Here is a 16,025-nt window from a genome sequence, read left to right on the forward strand (position 1 = left end):
GCGCCAGCGTCGAGTGGAGGGGGCGCGGGGACTATCACCCGTCGCTCCGGCGCAGCCGGACCTCGGCGTCGCCCAGCAGGAACCGGTCGCCGGCCTCGACCTCCTCACCCGGAGGGGCCTCGACCTCGGTGCCCATCACGGTCGCGAACAGCACGCCGTTGGTGGAATCGAGGTCCGTCACGTACCACTTGTCGTCGCGCAGCTGGAGGCGCGCGTGCGTCTTCGACACGGTGCCGTCCTGGATCGAGACGAGCTGCGCGCTCGGGTGGTCCGGGTCTGCGGCGGGCCGGCGGCCCAGGATGACGACCTCCGACGAGAGCGCGACAGGCTCGCCGGTCGGCGGCACGAGCGCCCAGTCGGTGCGCTTGCGCCGGGCGATGATCGTCTCTTCGAGGAGGTCCTGCTCGTCCGGGATCTCGGGCTTGCTGTGGAATGCCGACACCGACGACCGCGCCGATCGCGGTGATCCTGCGTCGGGCGCGCCGTAGATCGCGGACACCGGTCCGGAGGTCTCGGGGAAGGCGTCGGCCTCGCTCATCGGCGAGCGCGCGGGAGCCCACGGCTCGCGGTCGTCGCCCGTCGAGGGGGCCGCCGGCACGCGGGTGACGGGGGGCCGCGTGATGCCCTCCTCGCCGGTGGTCGCGGCGTCGGGTGCCGTGAACGGCTCGGCGGCGGTGCGCGTGGGTCCGGAGGGCGCGGGCGACGCGGCGGCGGTCGGGAGGGATGCGAGCGGCGTGGCGGGCACGGCGGAGATGGGCGCCGGAGCACCGGGCACAGCCCCCGTGACCTCGGCGCTCAGATCGATCCCGTCGAGCGCGAAGCCCTGCCACGGGTCCGCGTCGCCGGTGCCGTTGCCGCCCGCCTCGGCAGGCGACGCGGAGACGGGGCGGCCTGGCAGCGGCGGGGGCGTCCACCCCGCGGCCGGCGGCGCGACGTCGGCCGCGGCGGACTCCTGAGGAGCCACGGGCGCAGTGGCGGCAGGGGCGGAAGCGGGCGCAGGCGCAGCTGCCGCTGGAGCCGGAACCGCCGGCGCCTGCGGAAGGTCGGCGGGGGGCGGCGCGAACCCTGCGCCGGCGCTCGTCGGCACCGGCGGGACGGCCGTCGGCGCCGGCGGATAGGCGGCCCCGTCGGTCCGTGCACCGGGAGTCGGGAACGGCGGCAGGGGAGGAAGCGTCGCCGTCGAGCCCGATGTGCGCCGCACGCCGGCGCCGAAGGGGGCACGGGCCGCAGCGTCCGTTTCGCGTCCGACCCAGCGCGCGCTCCCCCAGCCGACGATCGACGCCCAGACCGGGAACAGCAGGAAGCCGAGGACGGTCATGCCGGCGCCGAAGCCGAAGGCGATGTTGACGCGGTACAGCGCGATCGCCCAGACCACCAGGAACGCGATGTTGACGAACGGGATGAACGCGAGCACGACCAGCCACGGCGAGAGTCCGGCGAGCTGCAGGAGCACGATGGTGTTGAGGACCGGCACCCACGCCTTCCAGGCCTCGACGCCGGATTTGCGGAACACCGCCGACAGTGCGAGCGCGGTCCAGACGTAGAGACCCGCGAACAGCAGCAGGCTGATCAGCGTGCCGAAGACGGCTGCAGTGGCATCTGTGGCGTTCATGGCGTGGGACGCACGGGCTCGGCCCGTCGTCTCCCCCTCTCGGCGAATCGCGTGCGGCCGCCCGGTTCGGGCGCCATCGGACGGAACAACGATCTCAACGATACGGTCGCCAGCGCTCCGCGCCAGAACCCGCGTTCGCGGCGCAGGGCGCGTCGCTCCGCGTCGACGGCTTCCCAGTAGCGCCGCGCGGCGTCGGCGGAGTGGTCCGCGTGCGAGAACACGGCACGGTCGGCGTCTCGCGCGAGCGCGGCCCCCGCGGGCGTCGCGAATGCCGCGGCGAGCTCGCTGCGGGTGGCGGTCCCGGATGCCGCGCGCCCGCTGTCGAGCGCCGCGTCGACGTACTCGTCCCAGCCCCCGGCGATCCGGGTCGCCGGTGTGCCGGTGTGCCGGCGGGAGCGGCGGCGGGCGGCCTTCGTGCCGATCACGATGAGGAGGGGCCCGAGTGCGAGCACGAGCACCAGGAGCGCGATGCCGCCGATCCGCAGCATCGGCCAGAGCCACGCCAGGTCGGCGCCGGTGTCCTCGTCGGCCGGGCGGTCGGCGGCGGAGTCCTCCTGCGTGGGGTCGGGCGGCACGACCTCCTCGACCGAGTCGGGGCGCACCTCGGTGACGTTCTCGGGGTCGCGCTGCTCGGTCGTGTCGAGGCTCGGCGACTGCGCATGCTGCGGAGTCACGTCGACCGCGACCCACTCGCCCGCCGCCGACTGCACCTCGGTCCACGCGGTGAGGTCCTGCGCGCGGCAGGCGCCCTCGTCGCACGTCGCGAGATCGGGCTCGGTCGCGGACAGTCTCGCCCCCAGCACGACCCGCGACGGGAATCCGAGCTCCCGCGCCATCAGCGCCACCGCGACGGCGAACTGCTCGTCGTCGCCGATCGCCGCGACGTAGTTCCCGGACGCCACGGCCCTCTGGTCCGTCTCACGTTCGAGCAGGCGCGCGAACATCGTGTCGACGCGGGCGAGCGAGTGGCCCGAGGCACTGGGCTGGAACGCGTAGTCAGGCAGGGCCGCCGCCCAGGCCGGCTCCTGCGCCCCGTCGTCGAGGCCGTGGCTGAGGTAGCCGCGCTCGCGCAGCAGCGCGACCAGGCCCGCGAGGGCCGAGCCGGCCGACCCGACGGCGTGCTCGTCCATCCACGACCGGAGGCTGTCGGGGGCGCCCACGCCACCCGGGTTCCCCGGCGCGTCCAGCTCGGTGAGCTCGAGAGCCGAGGGCTCGACGCCGCGCACGACGAACGCGTCGCCGGACTCGAAGCCTCCCCCGGCGGTCTGCACGCCGGCGGAGGCCGAGGCGTTGTAGTAGAACCGGTCCGCCAGGGAGGCGGCGCGGTCGCCGTCGAACGCCACCGCCTCGAGTCGGCCGGCCGTCGGCATCCAGATCCCGTCCCACGCGTCGATGTCGATCCGCGCCGCGACCGCCGTGCCCTCGCCGGCGTCGAGCGCCGACGGCACGCGGACGAACCGGCCGGCGTCGACCGCGCCCTCGCCCCCCGACCGGAAGATCTCGCCGTCGTAGGCGTCGAGGGTGGCCAGGCGCACGCGTTCGGGGAGCGTGGCGACGACGCCGTCCGTCACCACCGGCTCGACCGTGAACAGAACGTCGTCGGCACGGGCGTCGGCGAACAGCGCGCGGTACTGCGAAAGCGGACTCACCTCGGCCGACAGGTCGATGTCGGGGCCGACGGCCGAGCGCAGCACCTCGCGCTCCACGCCGCGCGCGGCGAACGGCACGACCGCCACCGCGACCACGAGGGCGACCGCGACCATGCCCGCGCCGAGCGCGGTGCGACGACGGTCGGCCGCGGAGGGGCGCCGCGAGATGCGGACGCCGCTGGATGCCGCTGCCCGCTGCAGTGCGCGGACGCGCTCGTCATGGGTGCGCCAGGCCAGCCACAGCAGGCACGCCACGAGGGCCGTGACGCCGACCGCGGTCTCGACGGGCGCGTAGAGGAACACCGGACCGACCTCGAGCGGGGCGCTCACGGTCGTGCGGCCGAAGAAGAGCCCGAAGGTCACCATCCCGAGCGCCACCGGAACCGCGGCATAGGCCGCGCGATCCTCGCGCCAGGCGAGCAGCAGCACCGTGCACGTTCCGATGAGGAAGACGACCAGCGCGGGGACGAGCAGGTTGCGGTACGAGCCCACCGGCAGCTCGACGGTGACGAGGTCCTTCCAGCCGAGCACCAGGCCGCTCGCCAGCTCGCCGAGACCCCGCACGAGATCGTCGGGCGTGCCGAGGCGCGAGGGCACCGCGAGCGGCACGCCGAGGATCAGCACCGCGAGCGCCAGCGCCCCGGCAGCGGTCCAGCCGCTCCAGCGGCGCCACCACGCGACGGCGGCGATCCCGCCGCCGACCAGGGTGCCGACCAGCACGAGGAGCGCGAAGGTGCCCGAGCGGTAGATCGGCCACGCGGCGACGGCCGCGACGACGGCGATCACCGCGGCGAACCCGGCGCCGACCCACACGCGGGCCACGAACCGCGGTGCACGCACGCCGAGGGTGTCGGCCGCACCGCGGGGCGCAGCATCCATCCGCTCCATCACGGGGATCGGCCCGCTCACGATGTCGCTCCCCGCAGCAGGAGGCCCGACAGGTCTTCGAGTGTTCCGACGGTGAGGACCGTCATGCCCGACAGCGGCTGCATGCGCGGGTGCGCGCGCTCGTCGCAGATGAGGCCGACGACCGCGGTGTCGGCCGGGAACGCGAGGGCCGCCTGCTGGAGCCTCGTCAGCGGCACGCGCGAGCCGACCACGACGAACGCGATCGAGAGCCGCTCGCCCGACTCGGCGGCCAGGCGGCACACCTCGCCGACGGGCATCGTGCTCTCGAGCAGCTCGACACCGCTGAAGCCGTCCAGCATGGGGCGCGGCGCCGCGGCGGGGATGTGCCGGATCGCGCGCAGGCGTCCGCGCACCACCCGCGGGATCTCTGATCCGGTCACGATCTGCACGTCGCGGGCGTCGTGGACGGCGCGCAGGCCCAGCGACGCCGCGCACGACACGGCCAGCTCGAATTCGTCGGCGTCCGCGTACTCGCCTTCGGCGACCGCGAGGACCACCGCCATGCGCGAGCGCCGCGACTCCTCGTACTGACGCACCATCAGCCGCCCGGTCTTGGCCGTCGACCGCCAGTGGATCTGGCGGCGCGAATCGCCGGGCGCGTACTCGCGGATGGCGTGGAACGACATGTCGGCGTCGACCAGACGGCGCGTCGGCGCGCCTTCGAGGTCGCGGATGAGCCCCGCGCTCGTGGACGGGAGCGCGGCCGTGCGGGGGTGGACGTAGAGGTCGTGCACGTCGTGGAACGAGTGCTCGCGGCGCAGCATCCCGATCGGGTCGCTCCGAACCGTCGTCGCCGGGCCGACCCTCACGATGCCGCGCGGGAGACCCGGGATGTCGAGCGGCTGCTCGACGGCGTTCCCCGGTCGCAGCAGCGGCACGCCGAATTCGACGAGGCCTGCTCCGACCGGGATGTCGATGCGGCCCGGCAGCGCCGTGCGGTGGCCGTCGTTGCGCACGTCGATGCGGCCGGTGACGCCCTCGCCGGCCACGATCCGCTCGTGCGTCAGCGACAGGTCGACGTCGTACGCGCGGGCGCCGAACAGGAACGGCACGGCGGCGACGATGAGGACGACGGATGCCGCGCCCGCGACCATGAACTCGACCCAGCCGAAGACGACCCCGAGCACGAGTCCCACGGTCGCCGCGAGTGCCACCAGGGCGCCTGCAGGCCGGATGGTCTGAGCGGCCCACTCGGCCGCGGTCGTGATGCCCGAGCCCGCCGCCCGCCACACGCCGGTCCCCCACACCGCGGCGCGCACGAAGGCGCGCCCGCGGCGCGACTCGCCGACGCTCGTGGCCGTGGCGGTCACGTGCGTGCGGCCGGTCGTGCCGGTGGACTGGACGGTGCGCGTGATGCGCGGCTCCACCGTTCCGGTGGCGCCGCCGCGGCGCTCGGGGCTCGTCATACCGCTTCGCGCCTGGAGGGCGGTGCCACGTCGAGCAGCACCTGCCCGATCACGGTCTCGGGGGTGACGCCGTCGAACTCGGCTTCGGGGTGGAGGATCAGGCGGTGAGACAGCACGGGCACGGCGAGCGTCTTGACGTCGTCGGGGGTCGAGTAGGTGCGGCCCTGCGACGCGGCCCGCGTGCGGGCGGCCCGCGTCAGGGCGAGCGCGCCACGGATGCTGACGCCCAGGCGCACCTCGTCGGCCGTGCGCGTGCTGTCGACCAGGCGGGCGATGTAGTCGAGTACGAGCGCGTCGACGTACACAGCGGCGGCGAGGTCGGCCATGCCGACGAGCGCCTGCGGCGTGATGATCGGCGTGAGCTCGGCGGTGGCGACGGCCGCCCCGTCGAGGATGCGGACTGTCGCCGCATGGTCGGGGTAGCCGAGCGACGTGCGCATCATGAAGCGGTCGAGCTGAGCCTCGGGCAGGCGGTAGGTGCCCGCCTGTTCGACGGGGTTCTGCGTCGCGAGCACGAGGAACGGCACGCCCGCCTCGCGCGAGACGCCGTCGATCGTGACGCGCCCCTCCTCCATCACCTCGAGGAGGGCGGACTGCGTCTTCGGGCTCGCCCGGTTGATCTCGTCGGCGAGCACGATGTTCGCGAAGATCGGGCCGGCGTGGAACTCGAACACGCCCTCCTTCTGGTCGTAGACGCTGAGCCCTGTGATGTCGCTCGGCAGCAGGTCGGGCGTGAACTGGATGCGCGTGTTCGTGCCCTGCACCGACTGCGCCATCGCCCGCGCCAGCGACGTCTTGCCGGTGCCCGGCACGTCCTCGAGGAGCACGTGGCCGTCGCTGAGCATCGCGGTGAGCACGAGCTCGACGACATGGCGCTTGCCGAGGACGGCGCGCTCGACGTTGTCGGCGATCTGCCCGAACGTCTGCGCGAACCAGTCGGCCTGCTCCTGCGTGATCGTCATGTGGTCTCGTCCTTCGTCGTGTGGGGAAGATCGTGGGGAGAGCGGATGCTGCCGCTCAGGGTGTGGGTGGCGGTTCCGGGTTGCCGTTGCCCGGCTGGCAGATCGCCGAAAACTCGGTGCTCACGGGGGCCAGACCCCAGCCCTGGGCATCCCAGTTCACGGACACCGAGATGCCGTCGACGCGGACCGCACCCTGAGGCACGTCCCACGTGCCGGCGGCGTGGGTGAGGAGCCGGTCCTGCTTGTCGTAGTAGCGCAGGCCGGCGTTGCCGAAGGCGAACACCGCCGACGAGCCGTTCGGGGCGTTCGACGACTGGCCGCGATAGGCGAGCGGGGTGCCGCCGACGCAGGAGGTGACCGTCCAGTTCGCCTGCACCTGGTACGGGGCGCTGCCGGCGCGCGGCGTCACGGTCGACCACGGGGTGGCGGTGCCCCAGAAGTCGTGCACGTAGCGCACCTGGATGGCGGGATCCTGGCCGAAGACCGAGGTGCTCCCACCCCAGCCCTGGAACTCGGCGTGATTGCGGTTGGGGAGCCGCTCGGTCGAGGTCGGGTTCTGGCGGATCACCCAGTCGGCGCGCTGCGACTGGACGTTGGGCGTGCCGTCGACGACGAACGTCCAGCCCTGCGGCGCCTTGCCGGACTGGAAGGCGCGCACGCTCTGGGTGACCTCCGCGCGGCCGAACGACGTGCCGTCGTCCCACGACTCGACGCACGCGCGGAACGTGTACTCCTCGCCGTCCGTGAGGCCGGGGAAGGTGGCCGTCGCGCCGTCCTCGGTCACGGTGCAGCGCTGACCGTCCTGCACGATCCCGTAGCGCAGCTCCGAGCCGTCGCCGTTGCGCTGTGCGGAGGCGCGGGCGGTCACCGTCGCGGTGCCGTCGCCGTTGGACACCGAGCTGAGCGTCAGCTGCGGCGACAGCGGGCTGCCGATGCCGTTGGTCTGCACCGTCGCGGTCCCGCCCGACGCGCTGCCGCCGAGCCCGGGCGGCAGGTCGAAGCGCGAATAGGGGGTGATCGTCACGAGCGTGCCGGTGTTGCTGCCCACGCGGAACCAGGGCACCTCGACGCGGGTCTGGTTGCGGTTCACCGGCACCCGCACCGTCTCGCCGGCGGGACTCGCGATCTCGAGGCTGCCGGTCTCGCCGGCCTCGATCCCGTCGATGACCAGAGACACGATGCCGCCCGCACCGTCACCGGTGGGGACCGGGGCGGCGGTCACGCTCGTGGGCGCGAGCGGCGCGTCGTACGCCCACGCGACGGTGCGCACGCCCGCCTTCGACTCGCCCACGGCGTTGACGGCCCAGGCATCGTAGGTGCGCTGCTCGCCGTTGGGCGCGGCGACAGCGGGGCACACGCCGTCCGCGGTGCACCGCGCGACCTCCTGCCCGCCGGAGCGGATGACGAAGCCGGTGAGCGCCGGGTACGCCAGTCGGGCCTCGCCCGGATCGATCCTCAGTGTCACTGTTCCGTCGGCATATGCCGTCTGGGTAATACTCGCGGGCGTCTTGGGGAATCCGAGCAGATCGAGCAGCACGCGGCCGTCGCGTTCGGCGTTCGTCACGCGACCCTGGGCGTCGCGCACCGAGAACGTGGCGGTGCACGTCGCGCCCGGGGCATCCGTCGTCCACGTCGCCGTGATCGACGTCGCCGACGCCACCTGGAAGCCCACCCCGGCGCACGCGCCGGTCGGGCGCACGTCGACGACTTCGAGCGGAGTGCGGGGCAGCGGATTGACCTCGCCGCCGGCGCCGATCACGGGGATCGTGCACGACGACCCCGCGGCCTGCGAGCACTGCTGCACGACCGAGCCGCCCTGCGGAAGCGTCGACGGCGCGGCGCCGACGCGGAGGATGAGCCGCGCGGGGGTCACCGAGGTGTGGCTCGTGACGGAGACGAGCACGGCCTCCTCGGAGCCGGGGACGGCGCGGTCCGCGCCGGTCACGGTCACGATGGAGCCCTCCTGCGTGACCTCGAACGCGGTGCCCGCGTGCTCGGTCGCATAGACGATCCCGTCCCAGTCCGGGCGCAGCTGCCACGTGGTCATGTTCCGGAGATCGAAGGACGCGGTCTCGCCGGGACCCACCGTGATGGATCCGGGACGCAGCTCCGGCTGCGGGTCGCGCGGGTGCACCACGATCGGCACCGACAGGTAGGTCCAGTCCTCCTGGCCGGTCAGGCGCACGGGCACCTGGCAGGCGTCGACCCACGGTGCGCCCGAACCCGCGTCGTAGCGCACGACGGTGCCCGACTCGACGGTGCAGGACGCCTCGGGACGGGCGCCCGACGCCCGCACGTCCTCGCCGAGCTCGACCACCGCGCCCCGGGGGCGGGCGACGAGGTCCGCCATGTCGAAGGTCGTGGACTCGAGCTCGGTGACCTCGGGCGAGGCGGCGTTCGCGCGCAGCGTCAGCGCGAGGTCGTTCTCGCCCGGCACGCGGAGGAAGCCGTAAGACGTCACCTCGCCGGCGGTGCCCTCACCGGTGACCGCGAACGGGATCAGCCGGGTGGTGTCGGTGAGCTCGCCCCGCAGCTGCGAGCCCCGCACCGAGACGCCGTCGGGATCGTCCCACAGCGACAGCTCGAGGTCGTCGACGTCGCCGCCCGACCAGGTGACCTTGCCGCCCAGCACGTCGACTCCCCGGGGGAAGTCCTCACGGGTCTCGACGGTGAGGTTGGTGTCGGCGACGACCGGGAAGTCGGGGACGTTCTCGCGCACCACGCGCACCACGATGAGACCGCGTCCCGTGTTGCCGGAGGAGGACTCGACGTCGTAGAGGAACGACATCGTCGCGGGCTCGTCCCCTGCCGCGATCCGCACCGTGGTGTCGTCCGCGCCCACGATCCGTTCGTTCAGCCGTGCGAACTCGGGGTTGGCGCTGCCGTCCACGAGCGTCGCCGGCACGTCGGGACGAATGTCGGTGACCCGCAGCTCGCCCAACGTCGGGTCGACGTCGTTGGAGAGCGGACTGACGCGGATCGTGTTGCCCTCGCCGGCCTGCACCTGCACGTAGTCGGTGAACGTGACCGGGCTCGGGTTGGCCTGGCTGTCGAGCACGCCGATGCGCACCGTCCCGTCGGCGGTCGCGCCGAACGCGTCCACGACGCGGTAGCGGAACGACACCTGGCCGCTGTCGCCGGGCACGCTCGTGTACATGAGGGATCCGCCGTCGGCGGTGATGGTGGCCGCGCCCCGGGCGGGCTGCTCGACGATGCGGTCGAGGGTCACGACGTCGCCGTCGGGGTCGGTGCCGAAGTCGTCGAACTCGATGAGGGTCGACTGGCCGCTGAGGACGCGGCCCTCGAGCGTGTCGGCGGTGGGGGCGCGGTTGGCCTCCGCGTCGATCACCGTCACCCGCACCGTCGCCGTGTCGGCGAGCGCCGGAGCCCCCGTCGTGAACACGGAGTATTCGATCGCGTACTGCCCGGGTTCGTCGGGAGCGAGGTAGCGGAGCAGGTCACCGGACGCGAAGGCAAGCGCGCCCTCCGACGACGAGGTCACCGAGGCCGGGTTCAGGGTCGGCCTGCCGCCGGCAGGCGAGATGTCGTTGTCGAGCACCGGGATGTCGATCTGGGCGCCGGCGCGCACCATCACGGCATCGTCGACGGCGATCGGCGCGAGCTCCGGCGCGGGTGGCAGCAGGTAGACCGTCGCCTCTCCCTCGACGCTCGCGCCCGCGTCCTCGGTGCCGTCGCTCACCACGTACGAGACGGTGCCGAGTCGTCCGGCGGCGCCGTCGGCCGTGGTCCCCGACACGCGGAGGTGATTCTGGCCGACGCCGTCGACCGACAGCGTGGCGCCGTCATCCGCCCGCGCGACGACGTCGCTCAGCAGCAGCACGCGGCGCGTCGGGTTCGAGACGGCGTCGAAGATCTCGAGGGTCGCGTCCTGCTGGGGGTGCACGAACGCGACCACCGGCGACGTGGCCAGCTGGGCCGGCGCGTCGGCGGGCAGCAGGGTGATGCGGGCCGTGGCACTCGCCTCGCTCACGCCGTCGGTCACCGTGAAGTCGACGCGGAACGTGCCCGGACTCTTCGCCGCGAAGTCGAACGAGGTCGAGCCGCTGACAGCCGTCGCGGTGGCCGCGGCATCGTCGAGCACCCGCACCGACTCCAGAGACAGCGTGCCCGCGGTGCCCGTGACGTGGTCGGCGACGTCGACGGTGATCCCGGATGCGACGGTGTCGGTGACGGCGAACGACTGCGCCGCGAGCTGAGGCTGCGGCGAGACCTTGATCATGAGAGGCTTCACGGTCGTCCCGCCCTGGGTGTCGGCGACCGTCACCTCGAGCTCCACGAGCTGCTCCCCGCCGTCGCCGGCGTCGTCGTGCTGGTAGACGACGTCGCCGCCGGGCGTCGCCGCGACACTGCCGACGCCGCTCTTGTTCTCGACCGACAGGAGCAGCAGGGGGTCGCCCTCCGGGTCGACCCAGCCCGGCAGCACCGGCACGGTCACCGTGCCGCCCCGGGCGACCTCGGGTTCGGGCCATTCGACGAGGCATCGCTCGACGCCGCACCATTCCGGCGCCGAGTCGGCGGCGGCGTCCGCCACCGTCACCGTGACCGACGTCGGGTCGGACATGAGGCCGTTCTCGGTGGTGCCGTCGGTGACCGCGTACGAGAAGGTCGCCGATCCCGTCGCACCGGGCTGCACCCGGAGGGCGAGGCGCTGGTCGTCGTCGGTCACCGACACGGTCCCGAACGCGGGATCGAGCCCGGCGATCGACGCCGGGTCGATCGTGAGGACGTCCTCGTTCGGATCGTGGTCGTTCATGAGCACCGGCAGCGAGGCGAGGGCGCCCGCACGCACGCCGAACGCGTCGGGCTCGGCGATCGGCGGCTTGGGATCGAGCACGACCTGCAGCTGCTCTTCGCTGGGAACGGCGTCGGGGTCGGTGCGGTCGTCGAGGCTCCAGTCCTGGCTCGACGGGATCAGCGCGCCGTCGGGCACCGACCAGGCCCACCCCGAGCGGGTGTCGTTGAGGATGACCGCGGAGTCGCTCGAGACGAACACGGGGCGCTGCTGATCGCCCATCGTCTCGTCACCGTAGTCGAGCGGCGCGGTGGCGCCGCTCGAGCGCCACAGCAGACCGCCCGCGTCGCCCTGGCCGAGCCACGCGGCGTAGGTCTCGCCGCCGTGCGCGACCGGCTGCGCGGGGGTCCCGAGCACCGTTCCTGCGCCGTCTCCGACCGGGGTCTCCATGGCCGACCCGTCGGCCGGCACCCGCACCAGCCCGGTCTCGTCGGCGAGATAGACCGCGGTGCCCTGCGCGTCCGGTGCGCCGACGACCACCGCACCCGTCGTGGGCGCCTGGGCCGCGGCATCCTGCCCGCGAAGCCACACGTCGCCGTCCTCGGTGTCGACCAGCGCCCACGTGTCGCCCGCCGCCGTGATGGCCGGCGTGTCGAGGCCGTCGGGGTCGAACGCGTCGCGCGCGCGCACCTGGCTCTCGCCGATGTCGTAGCGCAGCACCGAGCCGTCGGCGCCCGAGTACGCGAACAGCATGCCGCGCTCGTCGACGGCGATCGCTTCGGCGGTGTACTGCGGGGCGTCCTCGTCGTCCGCGCCGAACGGGTCGAGCTGCGACGACGTGCCGCTCGAAAGACGTCCAGCGAAGACGGCGCCCGAGTCGGTGAGATAGGCGACCCAGTCTCCGGAGGTGACGACCTCGGTGGTGCCGGACGGGGTCTTCTGCGAGGACTGCAGCGCCTCCTCGTCGAGGTCGGTGGGCATCGCGGCGTCGATGCGCGTGAGCGTCGAGTAGCTGTCGCTGAAGAGGTACGCGGCATCCCCCGTCTGCACCACCTGGTCGGGGTTGCTGATGCTGCGCACGGTGTCGAGCTCGCCGACCGAGGTGTTCACGCGGGCGTAGCGGCGGCCGTCGCCGGTCTGCAGCGCCCAGACCGCGGTGTCGACGTCGGGTGTCTCCTGCGCGTCGAGCCCCGGCCACACGATGCTGATGCCGATGACGGTGGCCACCACGGCGCCGGCGGCGACGATGCCGGCGACGGTGCCGCGTCGCATCAGAGCACCCCCGCGGCCATCAGCGCCACGACGACCGCGCCGGCGCCGGCGATGACCCCCGCTCCGATGCCGATGGCCCAGGGCAGCACCGCGCGCCCGCGCCGACGGGCGGGCGCCGAGATCTCGGTGTCCTCGTCGCGGGCGAGCTGCGCGACACCGGTGCCGGCGCGCGTCTTGCGGGTGAGGTCGCGCTCCACGTGCGAGCGCGCCGGTCCTCGCAGCGCCGAATCCCCGAAATCGACGGGCGCGGATGCCGGGGACCACTCCGCGTCGGGGATCTCGAGCGGTGTCGGCGAGAGGCCGAGCCCTGACTGCACCTCTCGCAGCGCCTCGCCGAAGGCCCGCGCCGAGTCGTACCGGCGGCCGGGATCGCGGCTCATCGCGGTCGCGAGGACGGCCTGCAGCGACGCCGGGACGTCGGCCCGCGGGATCTCGACGTAGGTGGCGCGCGCGATGCGCTTGCGCAGCAGCTCCTTCGTGTTCTGCCCGCGCTCACGGCGCTCGAAGGGGCTGTGGCCTGCGAGGAGCGAGTAGACCGTGGCGCCCAGGCTCCACACCTCGCTCGTCACCGTTCCGCTCGTCTGCTCGGCGACGACCTCCGGAGCACTCCACGGGATCGACATCGCGAGCACCTCGCCGCCGCTCTTGCGCTGCAGCGATGCCGAGATGCCGAAGTCGGCGAGCACAGGCGTGCCGAAGGTGGTGATGAGGATGTTGCTCGGCTTGACGTCCCGGTGGATGAGGCCGGCGCGGTGCGCGGACTCGAGCGCGCTGGCCATGCGCACGCCGGTCGCGAGCACCTCCTCGACGGGGACGCGCTCGACGCGGTACCGCTGCGCGAGCGAGCCCGGGCAATACTCCATCACGATGTACGGGCGGCCGTCGGCCGAGATGCTCGCCTGGTAGACCGTCACGATCGAGGGATGGGCCGACAGGTGCGCGAGCACGTCGGCCTCGGCGTTGAACATGCGCCGCAGCTCCGGGTCGCGCACGTCGCTCGGCATGACCTTCACCGCGACGTTGCGGCGGGGCATGTCCTGCTCGTAGAGGAAGACGTCGGCGAAGCCGCCGGAGCCGAGCGGGCGGATGTAGGCGAGCCCCGGAAGGATCGGAGGCGCCGAAGGAAGCCGTGCAGCCACCAGCACACCTCCCCCGCAGTCCGCTACCGTCACACCCATGTCGCCAGGGCGACAACAAACCCGGTCATGCTAACAAAACCCACCTCCCGAGAACCCGCATGGCGAGCAGGGATGTGGAGAGTCGAGCGCGTGCGGCGGTCCGGCGCCGGAGCGTGCCGCAGTGACGGGGCCGGCGTCAGTCTAGCCGCGGAGTGTCGCCGGGGTCGTGGGGGTCGAACGGTGCGTCGAGCGACTTCGTGAGATCGGCGAGCATCGCCTCGATCTGGGGCTCGACGTACTCGGTCACCGCGGCCTGGATGCGCAGGCGATGGTGCAGCAGGATCGTGCACACCTCGCGGCCGACCATGTTCGCGTAGTCGTCGGCGAGCCCGACCTCCTGGCGCAGTGCCGCCTTCGCCTCCTCGCTCAGCGGGGGCAGCGCGGGCACGTGCGCGTCGGCCTCCTCGGCGAGTCCCGCGATCGTGAACAGGAAGGGGGCGCCGGGCACCGGATCGGGGTCCATGGGAAGACCCTCGAACTCGGGATCGAGCCCTTCGCCGGGGCGGTAGGTGCGGGCGCGGTTGCGGGCGGCCTGCTGATCGAGCTCGGCCTGCAGCATCGGCAGGTTCAGCGCGGTGTACTCGGCGACCGAGCGGTCGACGATCGTCTTGATGCGGGTCGACAGGCCGTGCTGCACGCCGTGCGGCACGTCGGCGCCGAGGCCCGCCGCCGAGAGCACGGGCGACCCGAAGCAACGACGGCAGGGGGCGGTCCGGCCGTGGTGCGTCGCGGGCTCCCAGCGGGGCACCCACGCGAGCCAGGCGTCCACCGCCTGGCTGACCTGGGTCTCGAGCGACCGCTCCACGCGTTCCACGCTAGTGCCCGGCCTCCGCACTCGCGCGGATTTCCGCGGTCCCGAGCGCCGTCGGCCGCCGGATCACTCGTCGAACTCGTCCTCCCACGGCCATCTCGGGCGGCGGGCGCGGGTGCGCACGAGCGCGATGCCCGCCCACGACGAGACGAACGCCGCCGCCGCGACCACGAGCCCGAACCACGTGGTCGCGAGGCGTCCCACCACCGCGGTCGCGACGCCGAGATCGGCGCCGGTGAACACGGCGCCGAACCACACTCCCCCGAGGTACGCGAGGAAGGTCGCGGCGGTCGTCCACGCGGCACCCCAGTACGACGGATGCCTCGCCCCGGCGCCGGCGCCGGCGCCGGCGGCCGCCCCCGCGCCCCCCGCAGCCGGTGCCGTGCCGCGCGCCGGGGCCGCAGCATCCGTCCGGCTCGAGGCGCGTGCGATCGCGGCCCACAGGCCGCCGGCGAACGCGAGTGTCGCGCACACGACGCCGGTGATCCCGGGAGCCTGCCCGAGCCCGGGGCTCGCGATGACGTCCTCCCCCGTCGCCAGACTGGTCATGCCGAGCCCGAAGATGAGGAGCGCGATGAAGCCCATCGTCGCGAAGGCCAGGGCGACGGGCGGTCGCACGGGTCCCTGCGACGGCCCGTCCGAACCGTCAGCGGCCATGCCGCCAGCCTACGTCGGCGGGCACGGCTGCGAACGGGGGCTTACTGCTGGACGAGCTGCGGGCCTGCCTCGAGCGTGCGCTCGTACTCGCGCTGCGCCTCGATGTTGAGCTCGGTGACGCGCTTCGCACGCGCGGCCGCCCATGCGCCGAACCAGATCGTGAGCTCGCGGCCGATGATGAACGCGGCGATCGCGAGCGGCGCCAGCAGCTCGCCCTCGACGAGCTTGGCGCCCTCGCTGGCGGTGAGGTTCCAGAACGGGGCCTGGAAAAGTGCGCCCAGGATGTGCCCGCCGTAGGCGGCGACGCCCACGAGGATGCCGAAGACCACCCAGTGGCCCCAGCGGCCGCGGTTGATGATCGCGCCGAGCAGCCAGAAGCCTATGAAGAACACCACGACCGGCACCCAGAGCGACCAGGTCGCGAGTGCCTCGAGGGCGGTCGTGCCGACGTTCGCGCCGGTGACGTCGCCCTTGATCGCGTCGACGCCGAGCCACACCGCGAGGTAGAGCACGGCGAACGCGACGGCGGCGAGCAGGCCGATGGCTCCGGCGGCGGCGCGGTTGCCCCGCGGACGCGGAGCCTCGGGCGCCTGGACGAAGATCGGCTGCGGGGCGGCGGCCGCGGCGACGACCGCGGGCTCGGCGACGACGGGCTCGCTCGGGGTCACGACCGGCGGGACCACGACCGTGGGCGAGTCGTCGGCGGCGGGAGCCGGCGTCGCGGACGAGGTGTAGTCCAGCGAAGCCGCCTCCGGCGAGTCCCACGGGTCGGCCTCGGCGGCGGGCGGGGCGCCGGCCGCGGGGGGGGGGGGGGGG

The 16,025-nt window shown here is 73.6% G+C and carries 9 protein-coding genes; all 9 read right to left on the reverse strand.

Features of this window, described 5'->3' with window-relative positions; translation table 11 throughout:
• Window positions 1-34 precede the first annotated feature (34 nt).
• Complete coding sequence (locus ACLBXX_RS19010; RefSeq protein ID WP_447659312.1) at window positions 35-1,612, reverse strand: DUF5684 domain-containing protein; 1,578 nt, start codon at window positions 1,610-1,612, stop codon at window positions 35-37.
• Window positions 1,609-4,170, reverse strand: coding sequence for a transglutaminaseTgpA domain-containing protein (locus ACLBXX_RS19015; RefSeq protein ID WP_447659313.1), 2,562 nt, complete (start codon window positions 4,168-4,170; stop codon window positions 1,609-1,611). The genes ACLBXX_RS19010 and ACLBXX_RS19015 overlap by 4 nt, the downstream gene beginning before the upstream one ends.
• Window positions 4,167-5,576: a DUF58 domain-containing protein gene (locus ACLBXX_RS19020; protein WP_447659314.1), complete on the reverse strand. Its 1,410-nt coding sequence runs from the start codon at window positions 5,574-5,576 to the stop codon at window positions 4,167-4,169. Before ACLBXX_RS19020 ends, ACLBXX_RS19015 begins: the two co-directional genes overlap by 4 nt.
• Window positions 5,573-6,538 (reverse strand): AAA family ATPase, encoded by a 966-nt coding sequence (locus ACLBXX_RS19025; RefSeq protein WP_447659315.1) that lies wholly within the window; start codon window positions 6,536-6,538, stop codon window positions 5,573-5,575. The genes ACLBXX_RS19020 and ACLBXX_RS19025 overlap by 4 nt, the downstream gene beginning before the upstream one ends.
• A 55-nt stretch (window positions 6,539-6,593) precedes the next feature.
• On the reverse strand, window positions 6,594-12,563 hold the full coding sequence (locus tag ACLBXX_RS19030) for an Ig-like domain-containing protein (protein WP_447659316.1): 5,970 nt from the start codon (window positions 12,561-12,563) through the stop codon (window positions 6,594-6,596).
• Complete coding sequence (locus tag ACLBXX_RS19035) at window positions 12,563-13,702, reverse strand: serine/threonine-protein kinase (RefSeq protein ID WP_387144720.1); 1,140 nt, start codon at window positions 13,700-13,702, stop codon at window positions 12,563-12,565. The genes ACLBXX_RS19030 and ACLBXX_RS19035 overlap by 1 nt, the downstream gene beginning before the upstream one ends.
• Window positions 13,703-13,877: 175 nt before the next feature.
• Window positions 13,878-14,546 carry a spermidine/putrescine ABC transporter substrate-binding protein gene (locus tag ACLBXX_RS19040; RefSeq protein WP_310288320.1) on the reverse strand — a complete coding sequence of 223 codons (669 nt, stop codon included), beginning with the start codon at window positions 14,544-14,546 and terminating at the stop codon, window positions 13,878-13,880.
• A 72-nt stretch (window positions 14,547-14,618) separates the two neighbouring features.
• Window positions 14,619-15,209, reverse strand: a complete 591-nt coding sequence (locus ACLBXX_RS19045; protein ID WP_447659317.1) for a hypothetical protein — start codon at window positions 15,207-15,209, stop codon at window positions 14,619-14,621.
• Window positions 15,210-15,250: 41 nt separating this feature from the next.
• Window positions 15,251-16,025, reverse strand: a 775-nt coding sequence (locus tag ACLBXX_RS19050) for an ABC transporter (protein ID WP_447659318.1), incomplete at its 5' end; no start/stop codon positions are given.

The sequence above is a fragment of the Microbacterium sp. C23T genome, from assembly GCF_053345975.1.